Origin of the sequence: Psychrobacter sp. PL19 (genome assembly GCF_017875835.1) — a bacterium.
Lineage (GTDB): Bacteria > Pseudomonadota > Gammaproteobacteria > Pseudomonadales > Moraxellaceae > Psychrobacter.
This window is the reverse complement of record NZ_JAGING010000001.1, coordinates 2,616,064-2,632,696: the sequence shown is the minus strand read 5'-3', so window position 1 is coordinate 2,632,696 and position 16,633 is coordinate 2,616,064. Positions and strand designations below refer to the sequence as shown.

Genomic DNA, 16,633 nt, shown 5'->3' with positions numbered 1-16,633 from the left:
TGGCTTTTTTAATGGAGGACTAATAATTTTTTTAAAATTAGACGTCTTAAAAATCGGTCATCTCGAAGATGGATTAATGACGGAAATGGCGCATGCCGGTGAACACCATAGCGATACCATGTTCATTAGCCGCGGCGATAGTTTCGTCATCACGCATTGAGCCACCAGGTTGAATGATAGCGGAGATGCCTACTTCTGCGGCATTATCAATGCCATCACGGAAGGGAAAAAATGCATCAGAAGCCATAACAGCGCCTTCAGTGATCAAGCCTGCATGCTCGGCTTTAATCGCAGCAATACGTGCTGAGTTTACACGGCTCATCTGACCGGCCCCAACACCGATAGTGCGCTGATTTTTACCATAAACAATCGCATTAGACTTAACGTATTTAGCCACTGTCCATGTGAATAACAGATCAGCAATCTGTGCTTCTGTGGGTTGAACATCAGTCACAATTTGTAATTCGCCGGCATTAATAATACCTGAGTCTTGCTCTTGTACCAATAAACCGCCATTAACACGCTTGTAATCCAGCTGGGTCATGGGTGCATCAGAAGCCGTCAGCTCGCCACAGACCAATACCCGTACGTTTTTCTTACTAGCAGTGGCTTGAAGCACACCCTCTTCAAGACTTGGTGCAATGATGACTTCTACAAACTGATTGTCGATAATGGCTTTGGCTGCTGCCACTGTTAATTGACGGTTAAAAGCAATAATACCGCCAAAAGAAGACTCAGGGTCGGTGCTAAAAGCAGTACGATAAGCCGCTACTTGATCATTATCAATGGCGACGCCGCAAGGATTAGCATGTTTGACGATGACACAAGCAGGAGCGCTAAAGGCTTTAACACATTCAAGAGCCGCATCAGTATCGGCGATATTGTTATACGACAGCGCCTTACCTTGTCGCTGCTGGGCGGTAGCAATGGATGCTTGCTTACTTTGTAGAACTTGGTTTTCTATATAGAATGCGGCTTTTTGATGCGGGTTTTCACCGTAACGTAGGTCTTGCACTTTCTCAAGCTGTAAATTAAAAGTACGCGCAAAAGTATCAGGCTGCTGAGTTTCATTCACTCGGCTGCCTAAGAAATTGGCAATCATACCGTCGTATTGGGCTGTATGCTCAAATGCTTTAACGGCTAAGTCGTAACGTAATGCGGCAGTCAGCTCGGTATTATTACCTAAGGCTGTTAATACTCGATCATAATCTTTAGGATCAGTGACGATACCAACATGGGCATGGTTCTTAGCAGCAGCACGTACCATAGTAGGGCCACCGATATCAATATTTTCGATAGCATCGTTCATGGTCACATCCGCACGAGCGATAGTTTCGGCAAAGGGATATAGATTAACAACCACCAGATCAATACGATCGATACCATGAGCGCTCATAATAGCGTCGTCGGTACCACGGCGTCCTAAAATTCCGCCATGAATCTTAGGATGTAGGGTTTTGACCCGGCCATCCATCATCTCAGGAAAGCCGGTATAGTCTGATACTTCGGTCACTGCTACATTGTGCTCTGTGAGCAATCGATAAGTACCACCAGTAGACAGTAAGCCAAAACCTGCTTTAATAAGACCTTGAGCGAACTCAACAATATTAGCCTTGTTGGAGACCGACAGTAGTGCAAGTGGTGTTGTGCTCATAAAAACAGTTCCATAAAAAAAGCCTGACACAAAGGTCTGGCAAGATAGTAATGACCGTCATGGCGATTATTGCAGACGGTATCACAAGTGATAAGATTGAGACTATGAATTGTCATAGGTAATGAGTATTAATTTTAATAAAGAGTCGTTAATTATATCAAGAAGCGCAGTGAATGATGACGCAATAAACTCTAAGTGGTTAAAGCGTTACAGTGTAATGACTATAAAACCTAATAACTGTGTCGATAAACGGCTTGTCAAACTGATATAAAAACATAGATGCTTCCATAGCATGACCAGCTATTACATGAGGTCGTAGGTTTTAAGTTTTTTGCGTAAGGTACCACGATTGAGGCCTAATATCTGCGCGCACTTAGTTTGATTGCCTCGAGTCTGTTCAAGGACGACGGACAAGAGTGGTCGCTCCATTTCCTTCAAAATAAGCTCATATAATTCAGTTGGCATCTCATCACCTAACATGGCAAAATACTGACGTACTACGCGCTCAACATGCACGCACAAAGGTTCATGCATATGGTTGGTTTGGCTATTACAGTCACCGCTCAAAGACAGCTCTAAATCGTCAATTGCATACTGACCAGCACTTGGTTCACTGTAGTTAGTAAAATTCTCAGAGCTGTGGGCAAAACGGTTGGCAGGGTGTTGTACGTGATGTGCCATAAGGTGATGTCCTTGAAATTAAAGGGTATAAAATAAGAGGTTAAACTCAGCACATCTTAGATGAATAGAGCGGCGCTGCTATATTAGCGCCTATTAAAACACGCCTTGCGCACGCATGCATTAATAAATAGGATTAATACTAATTCTATCAATCTGGTCAGCTGCGACGGGTATAGTGAACATGAGTTGTTTATGACCTTCGGCGACCAGCTGATTTTGCGGGCTCAATAGATAGTCGTCTGGCATGGCGATAAATTCTCCAATGAGCACATTTGGACTGTAAATACTCACTTTAAGGCTGGGCAGCAGTTGTGGCTGTGAACTCGTATTATTCAAGGTGCCGGTTACATCGCTAAACGTGTTCGTAGCGCTGATCCTACTGGCACTATAATTGAGACCAGTAACTGTCATGGTTGTCAGATCTGCACTGGGTAAGCTACAGGCTGCTATAGCACATACTGTTTGTAAGCGCTCGGCATGAGCGGGGTTCTTAATCAAGGTGTCCAAGTTAAAAATAACATACTGGGCAAAAAGTAGGAGCACTAGTACCAAGCATCCCATAGTCCATAGTAATACGACAATGGAGGTTCCAGTCTCCATTGGTGTGGACTGCATGTGTATTCGAGTGTTATTAGCATATTTTGGGTCGATTTTAACTTTGACTTCTTCATTAACAGGACCCTCCCTGTTGAGTAGCAATTGTGCCAAATCAGTCTCAGGTTGGCCGCCATCTTCAACATCGCTTTTGTCTTTTAGCAGCTGTTCTAGCCATACATTTTCAGCAGTGTTAGGAACACTGGCTCGAATATCAGTAGTAACTGTATTGATAGCGGCATCAGTGTTGACTACAAGGTACTCGTTCACCAAAAAGACTTGTTGGCAATGATTACAGCGTACTGTGGTACCTGCTTGATTTAACTGAATCCTTTGTAAGTTAAAACAAGCATGACAATGAGGGCATTGGGTTTTTATTGGCGTGGTGGTCATATGATTGAATCCAAAAAGGTATGGCCTTCAATACCGCGTAGCCATTCAGCAAACGTTGCTTGTTATTTTCAACCCAACTATTTGCGAGTATTATACATTCTCATCCATGAGCAATTATAAAGTAGCATCGAACACGCACATTTTACGTTGTTTCCCTATCGTAACAGATGTAAATGAATGTTTCTAGCCTGTAAATGTACCAGATAAGCGCTGCCAATGCTGATCCTCTTGGGCACTAAAAGCATGCTTAGGGTCAAGTGCAAAGTAAGGCTGATAGGCATCACTGACTTGCTCCGTTTGCGACTCAATGAGTCCTGCCAATACAATGCGTCCTTCGGAGGCGATTAAGGTGGCGAAATAAGGCGCCAAGCCGATGAGAGGTTTGGCCAAAATATTAGCGACAATAACGTCTACTGGCACGATATTGTGCTGCGAGCAGTAGGTAGTAAAGTCTTCAGGCAAAAATGCTTGCAAGCGATCTTCAACATGATTACGTACGGCATTTTGATTGGTAGCCAATACGGCTTGCGGGTCAATATCTACCGCATAAACATGGCGAGCGCCCAACAATAACGCCGCAACGCCCAAAATACCTGAGCCACAACCATAATCAATCACTACTTTATTACTTAGATCTTGTTCGGTCAGCCAATCAAGACATAAACGGGTAGTCGCATGGTAACCGGTACCAAAAGCCAGTCCAGGATCCATAATAATATTAGTAGCATCAGGATCTGGAGGGGTCAGCCAGTTAGGTACAATCCATAGGTTGTTAGCACACTTAATAGGATGATAATGGGTCATCCACTCGCGCTCCCAGTCTTTATCCTCAACGGCAGTCAGCCAAATACGGCTGGCTTGCACCTGGGCGGCAATTTCATGCCCCAACTGCTCAACCACTTGCTGGCTACCCACTTCAGTGGTGGCATCAAAAAGCCCAGTTAATATTACTTCATCCCATAGTGGCGACTCTCCCGGTAGGGGTTCAAATAAGGGCTGATCACCCGCATCATCCAATGCAATAGATAATGCACCGGCTTCTAATAACAGCGTTTCTGCTAAATCAACGTTTTCTTTTTCACATTGTAAATGCAGTTGTTGCCATGCCATAACGATAACCTTAGATTGAAATAAAAAATAAATAGGGGTGAATTAAAAAAACACATGCTGTATCGGCATTCTAAACATGATGGCCGATATTGAATAGCTAAAAGCCTAGCGTAATGCCTGCTGCGCTTCGCGAATCACACGCGGATTGTTCTGTAGTTGTCCTGAGCGCAGAATAATTTGCCACAACGCACGGCGACGACTGTTGTCTTTTGAGACATTGAGACCTCGCCGTGCCATGGCTTCTGCCTTGCGCGGCTGGTTTTTTTTGAGTGCTACTTGTGCCGAATAAAAATACACCGCCGATGACTTGGGTGCAAGACGTTGCGCACGGGTAAAACTGCTTTCGGCAGCCGTTAAATTTCCTGCCTTGAGCTGATTAATACCGGACTGCATCAAGTTTTGAAATGCGGGTAGCTTACTGTTATTAGCAGTCGCTTGACGAGGTTGTTGCTTAGAGTTTTGCCGTGCACGCTCCAACAGTTCATTATGTGACGGCGATGTTGGCTGTGCCGGTGGTAAAGTAGGCGGCCTTACTGGCGTCGGCATGGTGATGTAGTCCTCGCTAGAGGGCGTAGTGACAATCATACTAGGCGGCGCAAATATTGGTGTTTGTTCTATTATAGGATCTGGCGTAGCGGACGGCTCAGGTGGAATATAAGGCTCAATAGGGAAGTCGTCTTCGTCAAGGTCTTCGGCAGAATCTCCATCAAGGTCTTGGTCAATGTAGTCGTCTTCGCCCTCATAATCATTACTGTCGACCGCAGGGGCCTGACGTACAATCGTAGTGACGGATGACCCTGTTGTTGTACTCGGCACAGTTTGACAGGCGTTTAAACTTAGCATAACCAGTATGGTGCTAGTCACAAGCACGGTTTTAGGTAGCAGAATCTGCTTGATAGATCCCTTGTTCATAGTCCACCTTTGCTTATATGATACAGTTTGATGTATAGACGACAGCATGTTAAAGCCCTTTCTTAAATGTCAAAAAACAACCCTAAAACCATTCTAGTGCCCGGTCATACCAGGTGTCGGCACGTTTTTGAGCGTCATTATTGTTTGGTGTTTCACTGTTACTTTCAATAGTAGTTTCTTCACCATTTGGGTTGTCTAGTCCTTCGCGGTTACGCTGTTGCTGCATAGAATCTTGTCGATTTGGCCTCTGCTCGCGTGCGCGATCCTGCTGATATAAGTTGAGCGCGCAGCTACTGGCCTCTTCTGGTAAGTAGGCTGACATGACGGGTAGGTAGCGGGCATCGGCACAGCGCTCGTTGGATAGTTTGCCAGAGTTGTTTTCAAGCCACAGCCATTCAATACCCTCTGGCTCTGGTAAGGCCACCGGAGTGAGCCTTAGTCGCTTCATATAGTCAACCCATACTGGCAGCGCGCCAGTACCGCCGCTGAGTCCGATCGGTTTATTGTCATCGCGACCAACCCATACCACGCTCACATAGTTACCGCTGTAACCGGCAAACCAGGCATCACGATAGTCGTTAGTCGTACCCGTTTTACCAGCGAGATTCAGATTACTACCAAGCGCTTGAAGGCCTCTACCAGTACCGTTTTTGACCACTTGCTGTAAGGCATAATTGGTCAAATAATTGGTCTCAGGTGGAATGCTACGCTGGGTGTTTAGTCCAGTACGCTGCAAAATTTGCCCGCGATCATCAATCACCGTGCGGATACTATGAATCGGCGTGCGAAAGCCGCCAGTAGCAAACACCTGATAAACACCAAGCATATCCATCGGACTTAAATTGACTGAACCTAGCAACACTGAAGGATATGAAGGGATTTTTTCTTTTACACCCATGCGTTGTAATTGCTTGGCAAAGGTGTCGATCCCAAATTCCATTCCTAAGCGTACAGCACTATGATTATAAGATTTTGCAAGGGCAGTGGTTAACGGAACAAAACCATGATCACGATTGTCGTAATTATTAGGATTCCATTGACTGCCGTCTTTTAAGTTTACCGTTATCGGCGAATCATCGACCGAACTTGCTAAGTTGTAACGACCGCTTTCAAAGGCAGTCATATAAATCACTGGCTTCAATAATGAACCGACTTGACGTTTGGCATCGACCGCACGGTTAAAGCCGGTAAACTCGCTACCACTACCCACCACAGCGACCAGCTCACCCGTTTCAGGGTTGGCACTGACTAACGCCCCTTGTAACTCTTTGGTTTCATTACTACCGCGACGTAACTCACCCAGCTCTTTTTCAACTGCTTTATCTGCCGCTAATTGAGCAATAGGGTCGAGCGTACTTATAATGATCAAACCTTCGTTTTTGAGGTCATCTGAATAATAAACGTCGTTCAGCTCGCGTTTGACGATATCCAAAAAGTCAGGAAATTGGCTCTTGCCTTCCACCGGCTTATCAACCACACCGAGCGACTGCTTTATTGCAGCATCATAGCCTGCTTGTGACAGTGTCCCCACTGCTAGCATATTATTGAGTACAACGTCACGACGTGCTTTGGAGTCGTTTGGATTGCGGCGAGGATTGTAGACACTAGGGCCTTTTGCCATACCGACTAGCATCGCTTGTTGATCTAAACGCAGCTCATTAAGCGGTTGATCAAAATAGAACTGTGATGCTAGGCCAAAACCATTAATAGAGCGATTGCCATTTTGGCCCAAGTAAATCTCGTTCAGATAGGTTTGTAGTATTTCATCTTTGCTATAATGCAGCTCTAGTAGCACCGCCATCATTGCTTCATTGGCTTTGCGCTTTAATGTGCGATCAGAGTTTAAGTAGAAGTTTTTGATTAGCTGCTGCGTGATGGTTGAGCCACCTTGCCTAGCGCCACCAGTGAAGTTATTAATTACGGCGCGAGCAATACCACGTACTGAGACCCCCTTGTGTTCATAAAAACCACGATCTTCAGTCGCTATCAGGGCATCAATCAGTGGCTGCGGTACCTCGTCTAAAGAGACGACCATCCGATCTTCATTACTGTCTGGATAAATACCACCAATACTCACGGGCTCAAGGCGAATGATCCCGGTCTTGGCAGGTAAGGTACTTTGGATCGACTCAACCTTATTACCAGCAATGGTCATTTTGATGACTTGTTCTTTATCCACATCATTGGCGCTATAGGTAAAGCCGCGGGTATGAATAAAGTAGGTGTTACCCGATTTTCGATAAGTGCCGGTGCGATCATAGGCTTTATCACTACTATAATTGAGCAGCTCAAGCCAAGTCTTCATCGTATCTTTGTCGACATTGGCACCTTGATACAGCTCGAGTGGCTGTGAGTAGACTTTGGCAGGAATGTCCCAGCGTTTGCCCTCAAACTTATTAGTAATAGTGCGGTCGAGCTTGACTAAATACAGTGTCAATAGCACCATGCCGGCAATAACGATAATTAATAAGATACTGCTAAACACCAAGCCTCGCTGCTGCGAAGGTAGGGTGTTTACGGCAGATGTAGGCGACTGTGGTAGCTTAGAACGAGATTTTTGCACTGATAACGCACCGTTTTAGAATAAAAAACTGCCTCATAATGACGCAAATTGACAAAATTTTCAATCTATCATCATCAACGGCCGCATTCATTCGCTATTTATGAGTAGGGTTCTATGAAGGTGTATACTGAATAGCAATAAAAGTCAGCAAGCTGTTTATTATCAAACAGCTTAAGTGTTGACCAGTGTTCAACCACCATTATATGGATAATTACTAAAATTATTAGGCTTTTAATGTGGTGAATGACTACCATATAAGATAGCAATCTACGATACTCATCGATACGAATTATAACGATGTTTTTTATGCGAATTATCAGCTGTCACCCAGTCGATAGCAGGTTGGCCTAAGCTGAATTCAACATAGCCAATGTTAAAGCAAGCCTGCTTAAAGGAAATTATATTTAACATGTCCAGTGCCTTGTCCTCAACTGCCTCTCATTACGACGACCTCTCAATTACTCAGGGGCTAGTGCTGCCACCAGCCGGACACTGCTTTCATTGCGGTGATCCGGTACCACGCCCCCCCTTTTATACCGAGGTGCTTAGTAGCGCGCGTGAGATGTGCTGTATGGGCTGTCAGCTGGCGTCGCAAAGTATCGTTGAAGCGGGACTTGAGCAGTATTATCTCGATCGCTCAGAGATTAACCGTACTGCAAGTTTGCCCACGCAGATGACCAACCTTGAAGCTTATGATCATGATGAAATAAAATCACAGTTTGTCTACGCACAAGACGGACTGTCAGTCGCCGAGCTGTCAGTAAATAATCTACGCTGCGCCGCTTGTACCTGGCTGATAGAATCGCGGTTGTATGAAATTGAGGGTATTAATAAATGCCAAGTCAATTTGACCAACCAGCGTATGCGGGTGATCTGGGATGAAACCAAGCTGCCGATTAGCCGTATCTTGGCCGTGATTAATGCGATTGGTTATGAAGCCAAGCCCTACCGTCAAGACACCCATGAAGCGATGCTAGCAAAGCATACCAACAAAATGCTATTACGATTGGGTATCGCCGCTTTAGGTGCGATGCAAGCGATGATGTATGCGGTCGCCCTATATTTTGGTGAATATAGTGGCATGCTGATATTACAGCGTGATTTTTTGCGCTGGGTATCTTTGTTTGTCAGTATTCCGGTGTTCTTTTATGCAGGCGTACCATTTTTTACTTCCGCCTGGTCAGCCATTCGTGCTCGCCAAGTCAATATGGATGTGCCAGTAAGTGTGGCGCTGATAGTGACATTTTTTGCCAGCCTTTACGCGACTATTACCGGATACGGGCAGACTTATTATGATTCGGTCAGTATGTTTATTTTCTTCTTGCTGGCAGGGCGTTACATTGAGCACAATGCGCGACTAAAAGCGGCAACCATGGCCAATGACTTGGTAGTGGTAGAGCCGGTCCTAGTACAAAAGATTGCGGAAGATAAAGCAGCGGCTGAGCTTATCTTGCAGCAGCTTAAACAGTCTGCTGCTAATACGTCCGACAACGATACCCTTAATGCACCTGACCATGAGCTCAAAACCGAAAATAAGCCAGTTGCTTTATCCAAAAATTTACCTGTTGCTCAAACTACTAGCGTATCTACTACTGTCAGTAGCTCACAAAATATAAACGCCCAAGACCTAAGTTTTAAAGCTATCAGCCCTCAAACCGATACACCGGTCGCTACTATGCCAAACTTTATGTCAAAGATGGAAGCAAGCGTGCATGAAGTCACTGAGCGCATTGCTATTGCGTGGCAACAAGCAAGTATTCAAAGGTCAGCAGCAGCAGAACAAAATAAGCGCTCGAATCAAAGTCAGACCCCAGAGCAAAATCGTCTTTCTAGACAAAGCAGCATGGTGACCGCTCAAAGCTTACAAGTGGGTGACATTATTATGATTGATGCTGGGGCTGAGATCATCAGCGACGGTATCTTACTTAGTCCAACGGCAACCGTGTCTCAAAGCTTGCTGACCGGTGAGGGTGACTTGATTATAAAAAATCAAGGCGACTATATTATTGGTGGCGCGCAGAATGACAGCCAACCGTTTGAAATGCTAGTCACTGTGTTACCAGAAGACAGTCAGATTGGACTGATTGATCGGTTAATGAACCGTGCGATGAGCGAAAAACCCAAGCTAGCCCAGCAGGCAGATAAGCTGGCACGTTGGTTCGTGGCGCGGATTTTAGTATTGTCGGTATTGGTATTTATTGGCTGGTATATCGTTGATCCGAGCCAGGCAATCTGGGCAACAGTTGCCGTCTTAGTAGCTACCTGTCCTTGCGCCTTGTCTTTAGCCACTCCTATCGCCTTAACAGTATCGACTAACCGCCTGGCCAGCTATGGCTTTTTGACCACTCGCGGTCATACTTTGCAAACTTTGGCCGAAATTACCCATGTGGCTTTTGATAAAACCGGTACGCTGACTTATGGTAAGCCCAATCTATTAAATATTGAATTGCTAGCACCCAATAATGCTCCAACGACTAAGGCTACCACAGAATTATCAAACCAAAAAGATAAGGTGTTATCAATAGCCGCTGCTCTAGAAGTAGGCAGTCGTCATCCAGTTGCTCACGCCCTGCTGACAGCGGCTTATCAGTTGCATCTACCAGCAACCCAAGCTTTGGAGCATTATCCAGCAGGCGGCGTAGAGGCGATGATTGATGGGGTACTATACCGGATAGGTCATGTTGATTTTGCTTTAGATAGAATGGCTTATAATGAGAGTGATGGCACTGACGACATCGATAGCATTGACCGTATAAATGCTAATGATGATCTCAATCCAGATTTAGTGGCGCATCGTGCCAGCTCAGCTGTGGTATTGTCTTGTCGTCAACCCTCGTCACAAGCTAATACTCATACTCATGATGAGACGCTAGCAGATTCATGGCAAGCACTGGCCTGTTTTTACTTCAATGATAAGGTGCGTGATACCGCGAAGCCCATGTTGGACAAGCTAAAAGCATTGGGTATTGAGTCAGTAATGTTGACTGGTGATCCAAGCCCGCAGTCGCTAGTTGTGGCGGAGTCTTTGGGCATACAGTCAGCATACAAGGGTCTATCACCCACGGCTAAGGTCAACCATATCCAACAACTACAAGCGCAGGGCGCGGTAGTACTGATGGTCGGTGATGGTATTAATGATGCCCCGGTATTGGCCGCTGCTGATGTCTCCACTTCAATTGCTGGGGCGGCTGATTTAGCGCAAGTCTCAAGCGATAGTATTATCTTAAATGGTCAAATTGAAGCTATTGTAGCTGCTAAGCGTATCGCTGATAAAACCGAACGGATCATCAAACAAAACTTCCGCTGGGCACTGGGCTATAACGGCATTGTGTTATTGCCAGCCATATTTGGCTACGTACCGCCTTGGCTTGCGGCCATTGGTATGTCGCTTAGCTCTTTGCTAGTGGTGTTAAATGCGTTACGTCTAAAACGTGCCTAGTTTGTGAACCGTTAACCACCTACTCAACTTTTAATCATAAAAAACCGCCTGTCACTATTATTAGCAACAGGCGGTTTTTGCTTTTTAGAGCGAAAAGCTAAGCAGTAGCAGCTTTTCAAAACAAGTTTCTACAACCACTGTCGAACTAGTCTTGTAAGTAGCTTAGCAGACGCATAAATTCAATATACATCCATACTAGGGTGGTAAGGATGCCGATACTGAACAACCATTCGTAGTCTTCAGAGATACCCGCTGCGACGCCGCGGTCAATATTATCAAAGTCTAATAACAGCGTAAAAGAAGCGATAACGATCACAAATAGGCTGAAGCCAATAGCAATGGCACCACCCTCAAACAAAAACGGTAAGCTAGAGCCAAACGCTAGTGACAGTACCCATTGAGCGACATAAACCAACATAATAGCAATGATAGCTGAGGTCATGATTGAGCGAAATTTCTCAGTGACTTTGACCAGACCAGAACGATACAGTCCGAGCATCACCGCTGCAGTAACGAAAGTTGCACACATGGCAGTGACTGGCACGCTTGGATACATTCTCATAAAGAATAGCGAGATACCGCCCAAGAAGATGCCTTCTAGCAGTGTAAAAGGTATCGCTAGAGTTTTGGCTTTTTGTGGCTTAAAAGTAATATATAACGCTAGACCAAAGGCGGCGAACATGCTGCCAAAGGCAGCCATAGTAATAAAGCCTTGTGATAGACCAGTCATAAGAGCATAAAAGAAAAAGCCCACACCAGTAGTGGCAGACAGCCCCAATAATAGACTGGTTTTCTGTATTACGCCTTTGACGGTCATCGGCTCACCACCGATCGCAAGTTCTGCGCGACTGACAATAGGATTGGCCATATATGTGTCCTCAATAAAAAATATAAATGAAATAGATGATAGATACTTTAGCAAAATTGCTATTATTGTCAACGGTGTTTACGTGACTGTATTCAAGGGCTAGCGCTACTATTTAACCCGTTATTCACCCACTCATAAAGCAACGTCCAGTAGCAGCACTAGTGTGTTAATAATTCAGTCATAAAGTGCACCTCATAGCTTATATATGGGGTTGATTACGACAGTTAACAACGATAATTGATAAAACATGCTAGTTTAACGGCTCGTTTATCGCTATTATTGTCATATAATTTTTATCATACAATTATTGTCAATTATCCTAAGTTATGCCGAGTCGTTTTATGGAAAACTCAGCGCAGTCAGAAAGATTGCCACATTTACATGAATCAGAGCTGTTTCATGCCATTAAAAACCCCGCTTTTCGTCGTATTGGTCTCATGGGCCGAGCAGGAAAACGTAGCGTGACCCAAAGTTTGGTCCAGATTGCCCAAACCATTAATGAGATGGGCCTGACTTTGATCATGGATGTGCAAACGGCTCATCTACCCACCCTAGATCTCACTGAAATAGAAAAGGTCAAACTCGTCAAACGCAGTTTGATTGGCGAGATTTGTGACCTGGTCATTGTGGTAGGCGGGGATGGTTCAATATTACATGCTGCCGAAGCGTTGGCGCGCTATCGAGTACCCGTACTTGGTGTGAATCGCGGTCGTCTTGGGTTTTTGGCGGACGTGAAGCCTGATGAAGCGGCGTTCAAATTACGCCAAGTATTGATGGGTGACTATCAGCTGGATCATCGGTTTTTGTTGACCATGGAAATTCGGGAAGGTCGAAAAATCATTCATGAAGATATGGCGTTAAATGACATTGTCCTACATGCTGGCAAGTCGGTACATATGATTGATTTTCAGATGAAAATCGACGGTCAAGACGTCTATCGTCAGCACAGTGATGGTTTGATTGTGGCTACACCAACCGGATCAACCGCCTATGCGCTATCTGGTGGTGGACCGATTATTCATCCCAGCATGGATGCCATTTGTTTGGTTCCCATGCATCCGCATACTTTATCAAGTCGGCCGATTGTGGTGAGTGGTAATAGTGAAATTAGTATTCGCATTCACGAAGACAATCGTACTCAGCCTATGGTTAGCGCTGATGGCAAGCAAAGCGTGCCGCTAGAGCAAGAGCAGCGCTTGTATATCCGTAAGCATCCTGACAAGCTAACCTTACTACATCCACCAGGTTTCGACTTTTACGAGGCCTGCCGCACCAAATTGCACTGGAACGTACATGCCGAAGAGTTCAGTCTTGACCACGATGATGATATTATGGACGACGAATGAAGGCATTATATATAATATAAAAAATAGTAGTGGAGAGTAGGCAGCATGGATAAACAGACGATACTAGCAAGCTTAACACCTGAGGTAGTCGATAAATTTCGCATGGCTATTGAGCTGGGAAAATGGCCTGATGGGCGAAAATTGACGGCTGAGCAGCGTGAAACCTGTATGCAAGCGACGATGATTTGGGAGCACGAACACTTAACACCTGTTGAGCGTATTGGGTATATGCACAAGCCAGTAAGAGGTGATGGCTCTATCGTTGGCGCTGAGTGTGATGTTGAGCACGAGAATCAATATCCCAATATGCCCAACCCCAAAGGCGCCATTCAGCCAGTAAAATTCCGTGATAAATAAAGCGCTGCATTAGTCGTCATTTATTATTGAGTCGGATTGCCAACAATTTAGGTGGTTAGCCGTTTAAAAGATCATAATTCCTAGATTAATGAATATTAGAGTATAGAATAACAAAAGAGCCACGCTATCAATGATAACGTGGCTCTTTTAATCTCGCTCATCAATACTAAAGAAATTGATAACACTAAGATTGATTCAAAGAATATTAAAGCGCCTTAGTCTTAACGCTGGTATGCATAGTCAACGGGTTTTTTTGCATCAAAAAACCTTGCCAGCCCCAATGTAAAAAGTTACGAATATTGGCATGATCAGTACCATTTGGCGTTGCCTGCACTTGCGCATAATGCTCACCAAATAGTTTCAGGGTATCCAGTTGGCTTAAACCATGGTGTTTAGCAAAGCCAAAAACCTTGGCGCTACCTTCATTTTCACCAGCGGCATTGTTCACCATGCCATTGGTAAAGGAGGCGGGCGCATAACGATAAAAATCATCGATAAAACTAATGACATCGTTGAATTTAATGGCTTTTTTATTCAAACCATTAAGTAGAGCTGATACATCTGATTGGCGAATACTCATAAGTAAGTGACCTCAAAGCAGATTAAAGAGCCAGAAACAATTAGCACTTAATTTATGCTTAGTGATTAAATGGTAAGTACGACAGCTTATCGATTAAAGTAGTCTTCGTCATCAAACGAAGGTGCAAAATTACCTTGTTCAAGATGCTGCATCTGTGATTGTACCGAACGCTCCTGTTGAATGCGCTGATAAATCTCTTCACGGTGCACGGCAATATCTTTTGGCGCGTCAACACCGATGCGTACTTGATTGCCCTTGACGCCTAAGACAGTCACACTGACCTCATCGCCAACCATTAAAGTTTCGCCCACTCGGCGGGTCAAAATTAACATGCGTCACACTCCTTATGTCGCATTAACAAGTCATTGCTCATTAAATTACATCTCAATTGCAGGGTATCACCACGCAGCAGAACCACTAAGTTCATTCAAAATAAAAAATATCATTCAAAATTTATTAACAGAAAACATAGCCGTTAGGCAAATTGCCCAAAACGCTGCGCGTTATGGTGATAATAGGTAAATTCATTTAGCCCAAATGAAGCTTCCATTATAGGTGGCATAACAGATACTGTCACGGCTTTTCACAAAACTACTGTATAGAGACTGACCGTAGCAGTCACAAATGCAAAAAAACGGCGTCATAAAGACCCCGTTGATCAAAACTGACTAAATATTGTCAATGATTATTTTATAAAAGACTACCCAGCAATCTTGCTTTCGCCATCTTCACGGTCCAGGCCAAAAGCAGTATGCAGTGATCTGACCGCTTTTTCTAGATACTGCTCTTGGATAAGGACTGAGACTTTAATCTCACTGGTCGATATCATTTGAATGTTGATATTGTTTTCAGCAAGGGTTTGAAACATAAGACTAGCAACACCAGCGTGTGAACGCATGCCAACACCAACTAATGAGACTTTTACGACATCGCTATTGCCTAAGACTTCTTTGGCACCAATCTCGTCTTTGACTTCTTCATTAAGCACTTTCATGGTTTTATCCATGTCGGTACGGTTCACGGTAAAACTGAAGTCAGTAGTACCATTAGTAGATAGGTTCTGAACAATCATGTCAATTTCGATATTCGCGCGGCCAATGGGGCTTAAAATCGCAGAGGCAATGCCAGGATGGTCCGGTACGGCACGCACTACAATTTTTGCTTCATCGCGGTTAAAGGCGATACCTGAGATGACTGCATGTTCCATATTATCTCCTTCGTCTATCGTAATTAGGGTGCCGACGTTATTTTTGAAATCGTCGTCGTAACTGCCATCAGTGTCTTCATCAAAGCTAGAGAGTACGCGCAATGGTACGCCATATTTGCCAGCGAATTCTACTGAGCGAATTTGCAAAATTTTAGAGCCCAGGCTGGCCATCTCTAGCATTTCTTCAAAGGTAATCTTCTCAAGCTTTTTGGCTTTTGAAGTGACACGAGGGTCAGTAGTATAGACGCCGTCGACATCAGTATAAATTTGGCATTCATCCGCACCTAAGGCTGCCGCAATCGCGACCCCAGTAGTATCAGATCCACCGCGACCTAGGGTGGTGGCGTTACCAGCGGCGTCGATGCCCTGAAAGCCTGCCACGATAACCACATTACCAGCGTCTAGTTGTGCGCGGATATTCTGGTCATCGATACTTTCGATCCGAGCTTTATTATGCACACTATCAGTTTTAATCGCTACTTGACGACCGGTAAAGGAATGCGCACCAATGCCCAGCTCTTTAATCGCCATCGCGAGCAGTGAAATTGAGACCTGCTCACCGGTGGACACCATTTGATCATATTCACGGGGATCAGGATCATTACTGATTTGGCGTGCTAGATCAATCAATCGGTTGGTCTCTCCGCTCATGGCAGACACTACGACTACAATCTGATGACCGTTATCATGCCAGCGTTTGACCCGTTTGGCGACATTTTTGATGCGGTCGATACTGCCCATTGACGTGCCGCCGTATTTTTGTACTATTAACGCCATAAAAGTATTACCTATTATTCATCAAAGGCTATCTGTGAGTGGTTAGCGTTGATTTATGCAGATTTGTATCGCTTTAAATCAATGCTAATAACGAGGAAGCCGGATTATAAAAACTACGCTGCTGTTTATTGACCGTCTTATTAATTAACGTA

General features: G+C 44.6%; 12 protein-coding genes and 1 pseudogene. 3 read left to right on the top strand and 10 right to left on the bottom strand.

The window, feature by feature from the left end; translation table 11 throughout:
• Positions 1-73 precede the first annotated feature (73 nt).
• The 6 genes from purH to mrcB all read right to left on the bottom strand — a co-directional run bounded on the left by purH (position 74) and on the right by mrcB (position 7,907).
• Positions 74-1,654, bottom strand: a complete 1,581-nt coding sequence (gene purH, locus H4W00_RS10415; RefSeq protein ID WP_209957970.1) for a bifunctional phosphoribosylaminoimidazolecarboxamide formyltransferase/IMP cyclohydrolase — start codon at positions 1,652-1,654, stop codon at positions 74-76.
• A gap of 303 nt (positions 1,655-1,957) precedes the next feature.
• Complete coding sequence (gene fis / locus H4W00_RS10410) at positions 1,958-2,221, bottom strand: DNA-binding transcriptional regulator Fis (protein ID WP_442793109.1); 264 nt, start codon at positions 2,219-2,221, stop codon at positions 1,958-1,960.
• A 234-nt stretch (positions 2,222-2,455) separates the two neighbouring features.
• Positions 2,456-3,322, bottom strand: a complete 867-nt coding sequence (locus tag H4W00_RS10405; protein ID WP_209957965.1) for a DUF3426 domain-containing protein — start codon at positions 3,320-3,322, stop codon at positions 2,456-2,458.
• Between the two features lie 183 nt (positions 3,323-3,505).
• Complete coding sequence (gene prmA / locus H4W00_RS10400; protein WP_209957963.1) at positions 3,506-4,432, bottom strand: 50S ribosomal protein L11 methyltransferase; 927 nt, start codon at positions 4,430-4,432, stop codon at positions 3,506-3,508.
• Between the two features lie 105 nt (positions 4,433-4,537).
• Complete coding sequence (locus H4W00_RS10395) at positions 4,538-5,344, bottom strand: tetratricopeptide repeat protein (RefSeq protein ID WP_327192952.1); 807 nt, start codon at positions 5,342-5,344, stop codon at positions 4,538-4,540.
• An 82-nt stretch (positions 5,345-5,426) separates the two neighbouring features.
• On the bottom strand, positions 5,427-7,907 hold the full coding sequence (mrcB, locus tag H4W00_RS10390; protein WP_209957959.1) for a penicillin-binding protein 1B: 2,481 nt from the start codon (positions 7,905-7,907) through the stop codon (positions 5,427-5,429).
• Positions 7,908-8,316: 409 nt separating this feature from the next.
• Here mrcB and H4W00_RS10385 point away from each other — a divergent pair, with 409 nt between their 5' ends.
• Positions 8,317-11,346, top strand: a complete 3,030-nt coding sequence (locus H4W00_RS10385) for a heavy metal translocating P-type ATPase (protein ID WP_334684950.1) — start codon at positions 8,317-8,319, stop codon at positions 11,344-11,346.
• 145 nt (positions 11,347-11,491) lie between these two features.
• Here the strand turns inward: H4W00_RS10385 and H4W00_RS10380 are convergent, their stop codons facing one another.
• Positions 11,492-12,214 (bottom strand): Bax inhibitor-1/YccA family protein, encoded by a 723-nt coding sequence (locus H4W00_RS10380; protein ID WP_209957955.1) that lies wholly within the window; start codon positions 12,212-12,214, stop codon positions 11,492-11,494.
• A gap of 341 nt (positions 12,215-12,555) precedes the next feature.
• On the opposite strand from H4W00_RS10380, the gene H4W00_RS10375 reads away from it, so the two are divergent.
• Both H4W00_RS10375 and H4W00_RS10370 read left to right on the top strand, forming a co-directional pair.
• A complete protein-coding gene (locus tag H4W00_RS10375; RefSeq protein ID WP_334684949.1) occupies positions 12,556-13,560 on the top strand; it encodes an NAD(+) kinase in 1,005 nt (334 codons plus the stop codon).
• A gap of 45 nt (positions 13,561-13,605) precedes the next feature.
• Positions 13,606-13,917: a YeaC family protein gene (locus H4W00_RS10370; RefSeq protein WP_209957951.1), complete on the top strand. Its 312-nt coding sequence runs from the start codon at positions 13,606-13,608 to the stop codon at positions 13,915-13,917.
• 205 nt (positions 13,918-14,122) lie between these two features.
• Here H4W00_RS10370 and H4W00_RS10365 read toward each other — a convergent pair whose 3' ends face one another.
• From H4W00_RS10365 to H4W00_RS10355, 3 genes and pseudogenes are all read right to left on the bottom strand, one after another.
• Positions 14,123-14,497 carry a HopJ type III effector protein gene (locus H4W00_RS10365; protein WP_209957948.1) on the bottom strand — a complete coding sequence of 125 codons (375 nt, stop codon included), beginning with the start codon at positions 14,495-14,497 and terminating at the stop codon, positions 14,123-14,125.
• Between the two features lie 164 nt (positions 14,498-14,661).
• A pseudogene (gene csrA / locus H4W00_RS10360) lies at positions 14,662-14,829 on the bottom strand (carbon storage regulator CsrA); the annotation flags it as partial.
• 368 nt (positions 14,830-15,197) lie between these two features.
• Positions 15,198-16,481: an aspartate kinase gene (locus tag H4W00_RS10355; RefSeq protein WP_209957945.1), complete on the bottom strand. Its 1,284-nt coding sequence runs from the start codon at positions 16,479-16,481 to the stop codon at positions 15,198-15,200.
• Between the last annotated feature and the right edge of the window lie 152 nt (positions 16,482-16,633).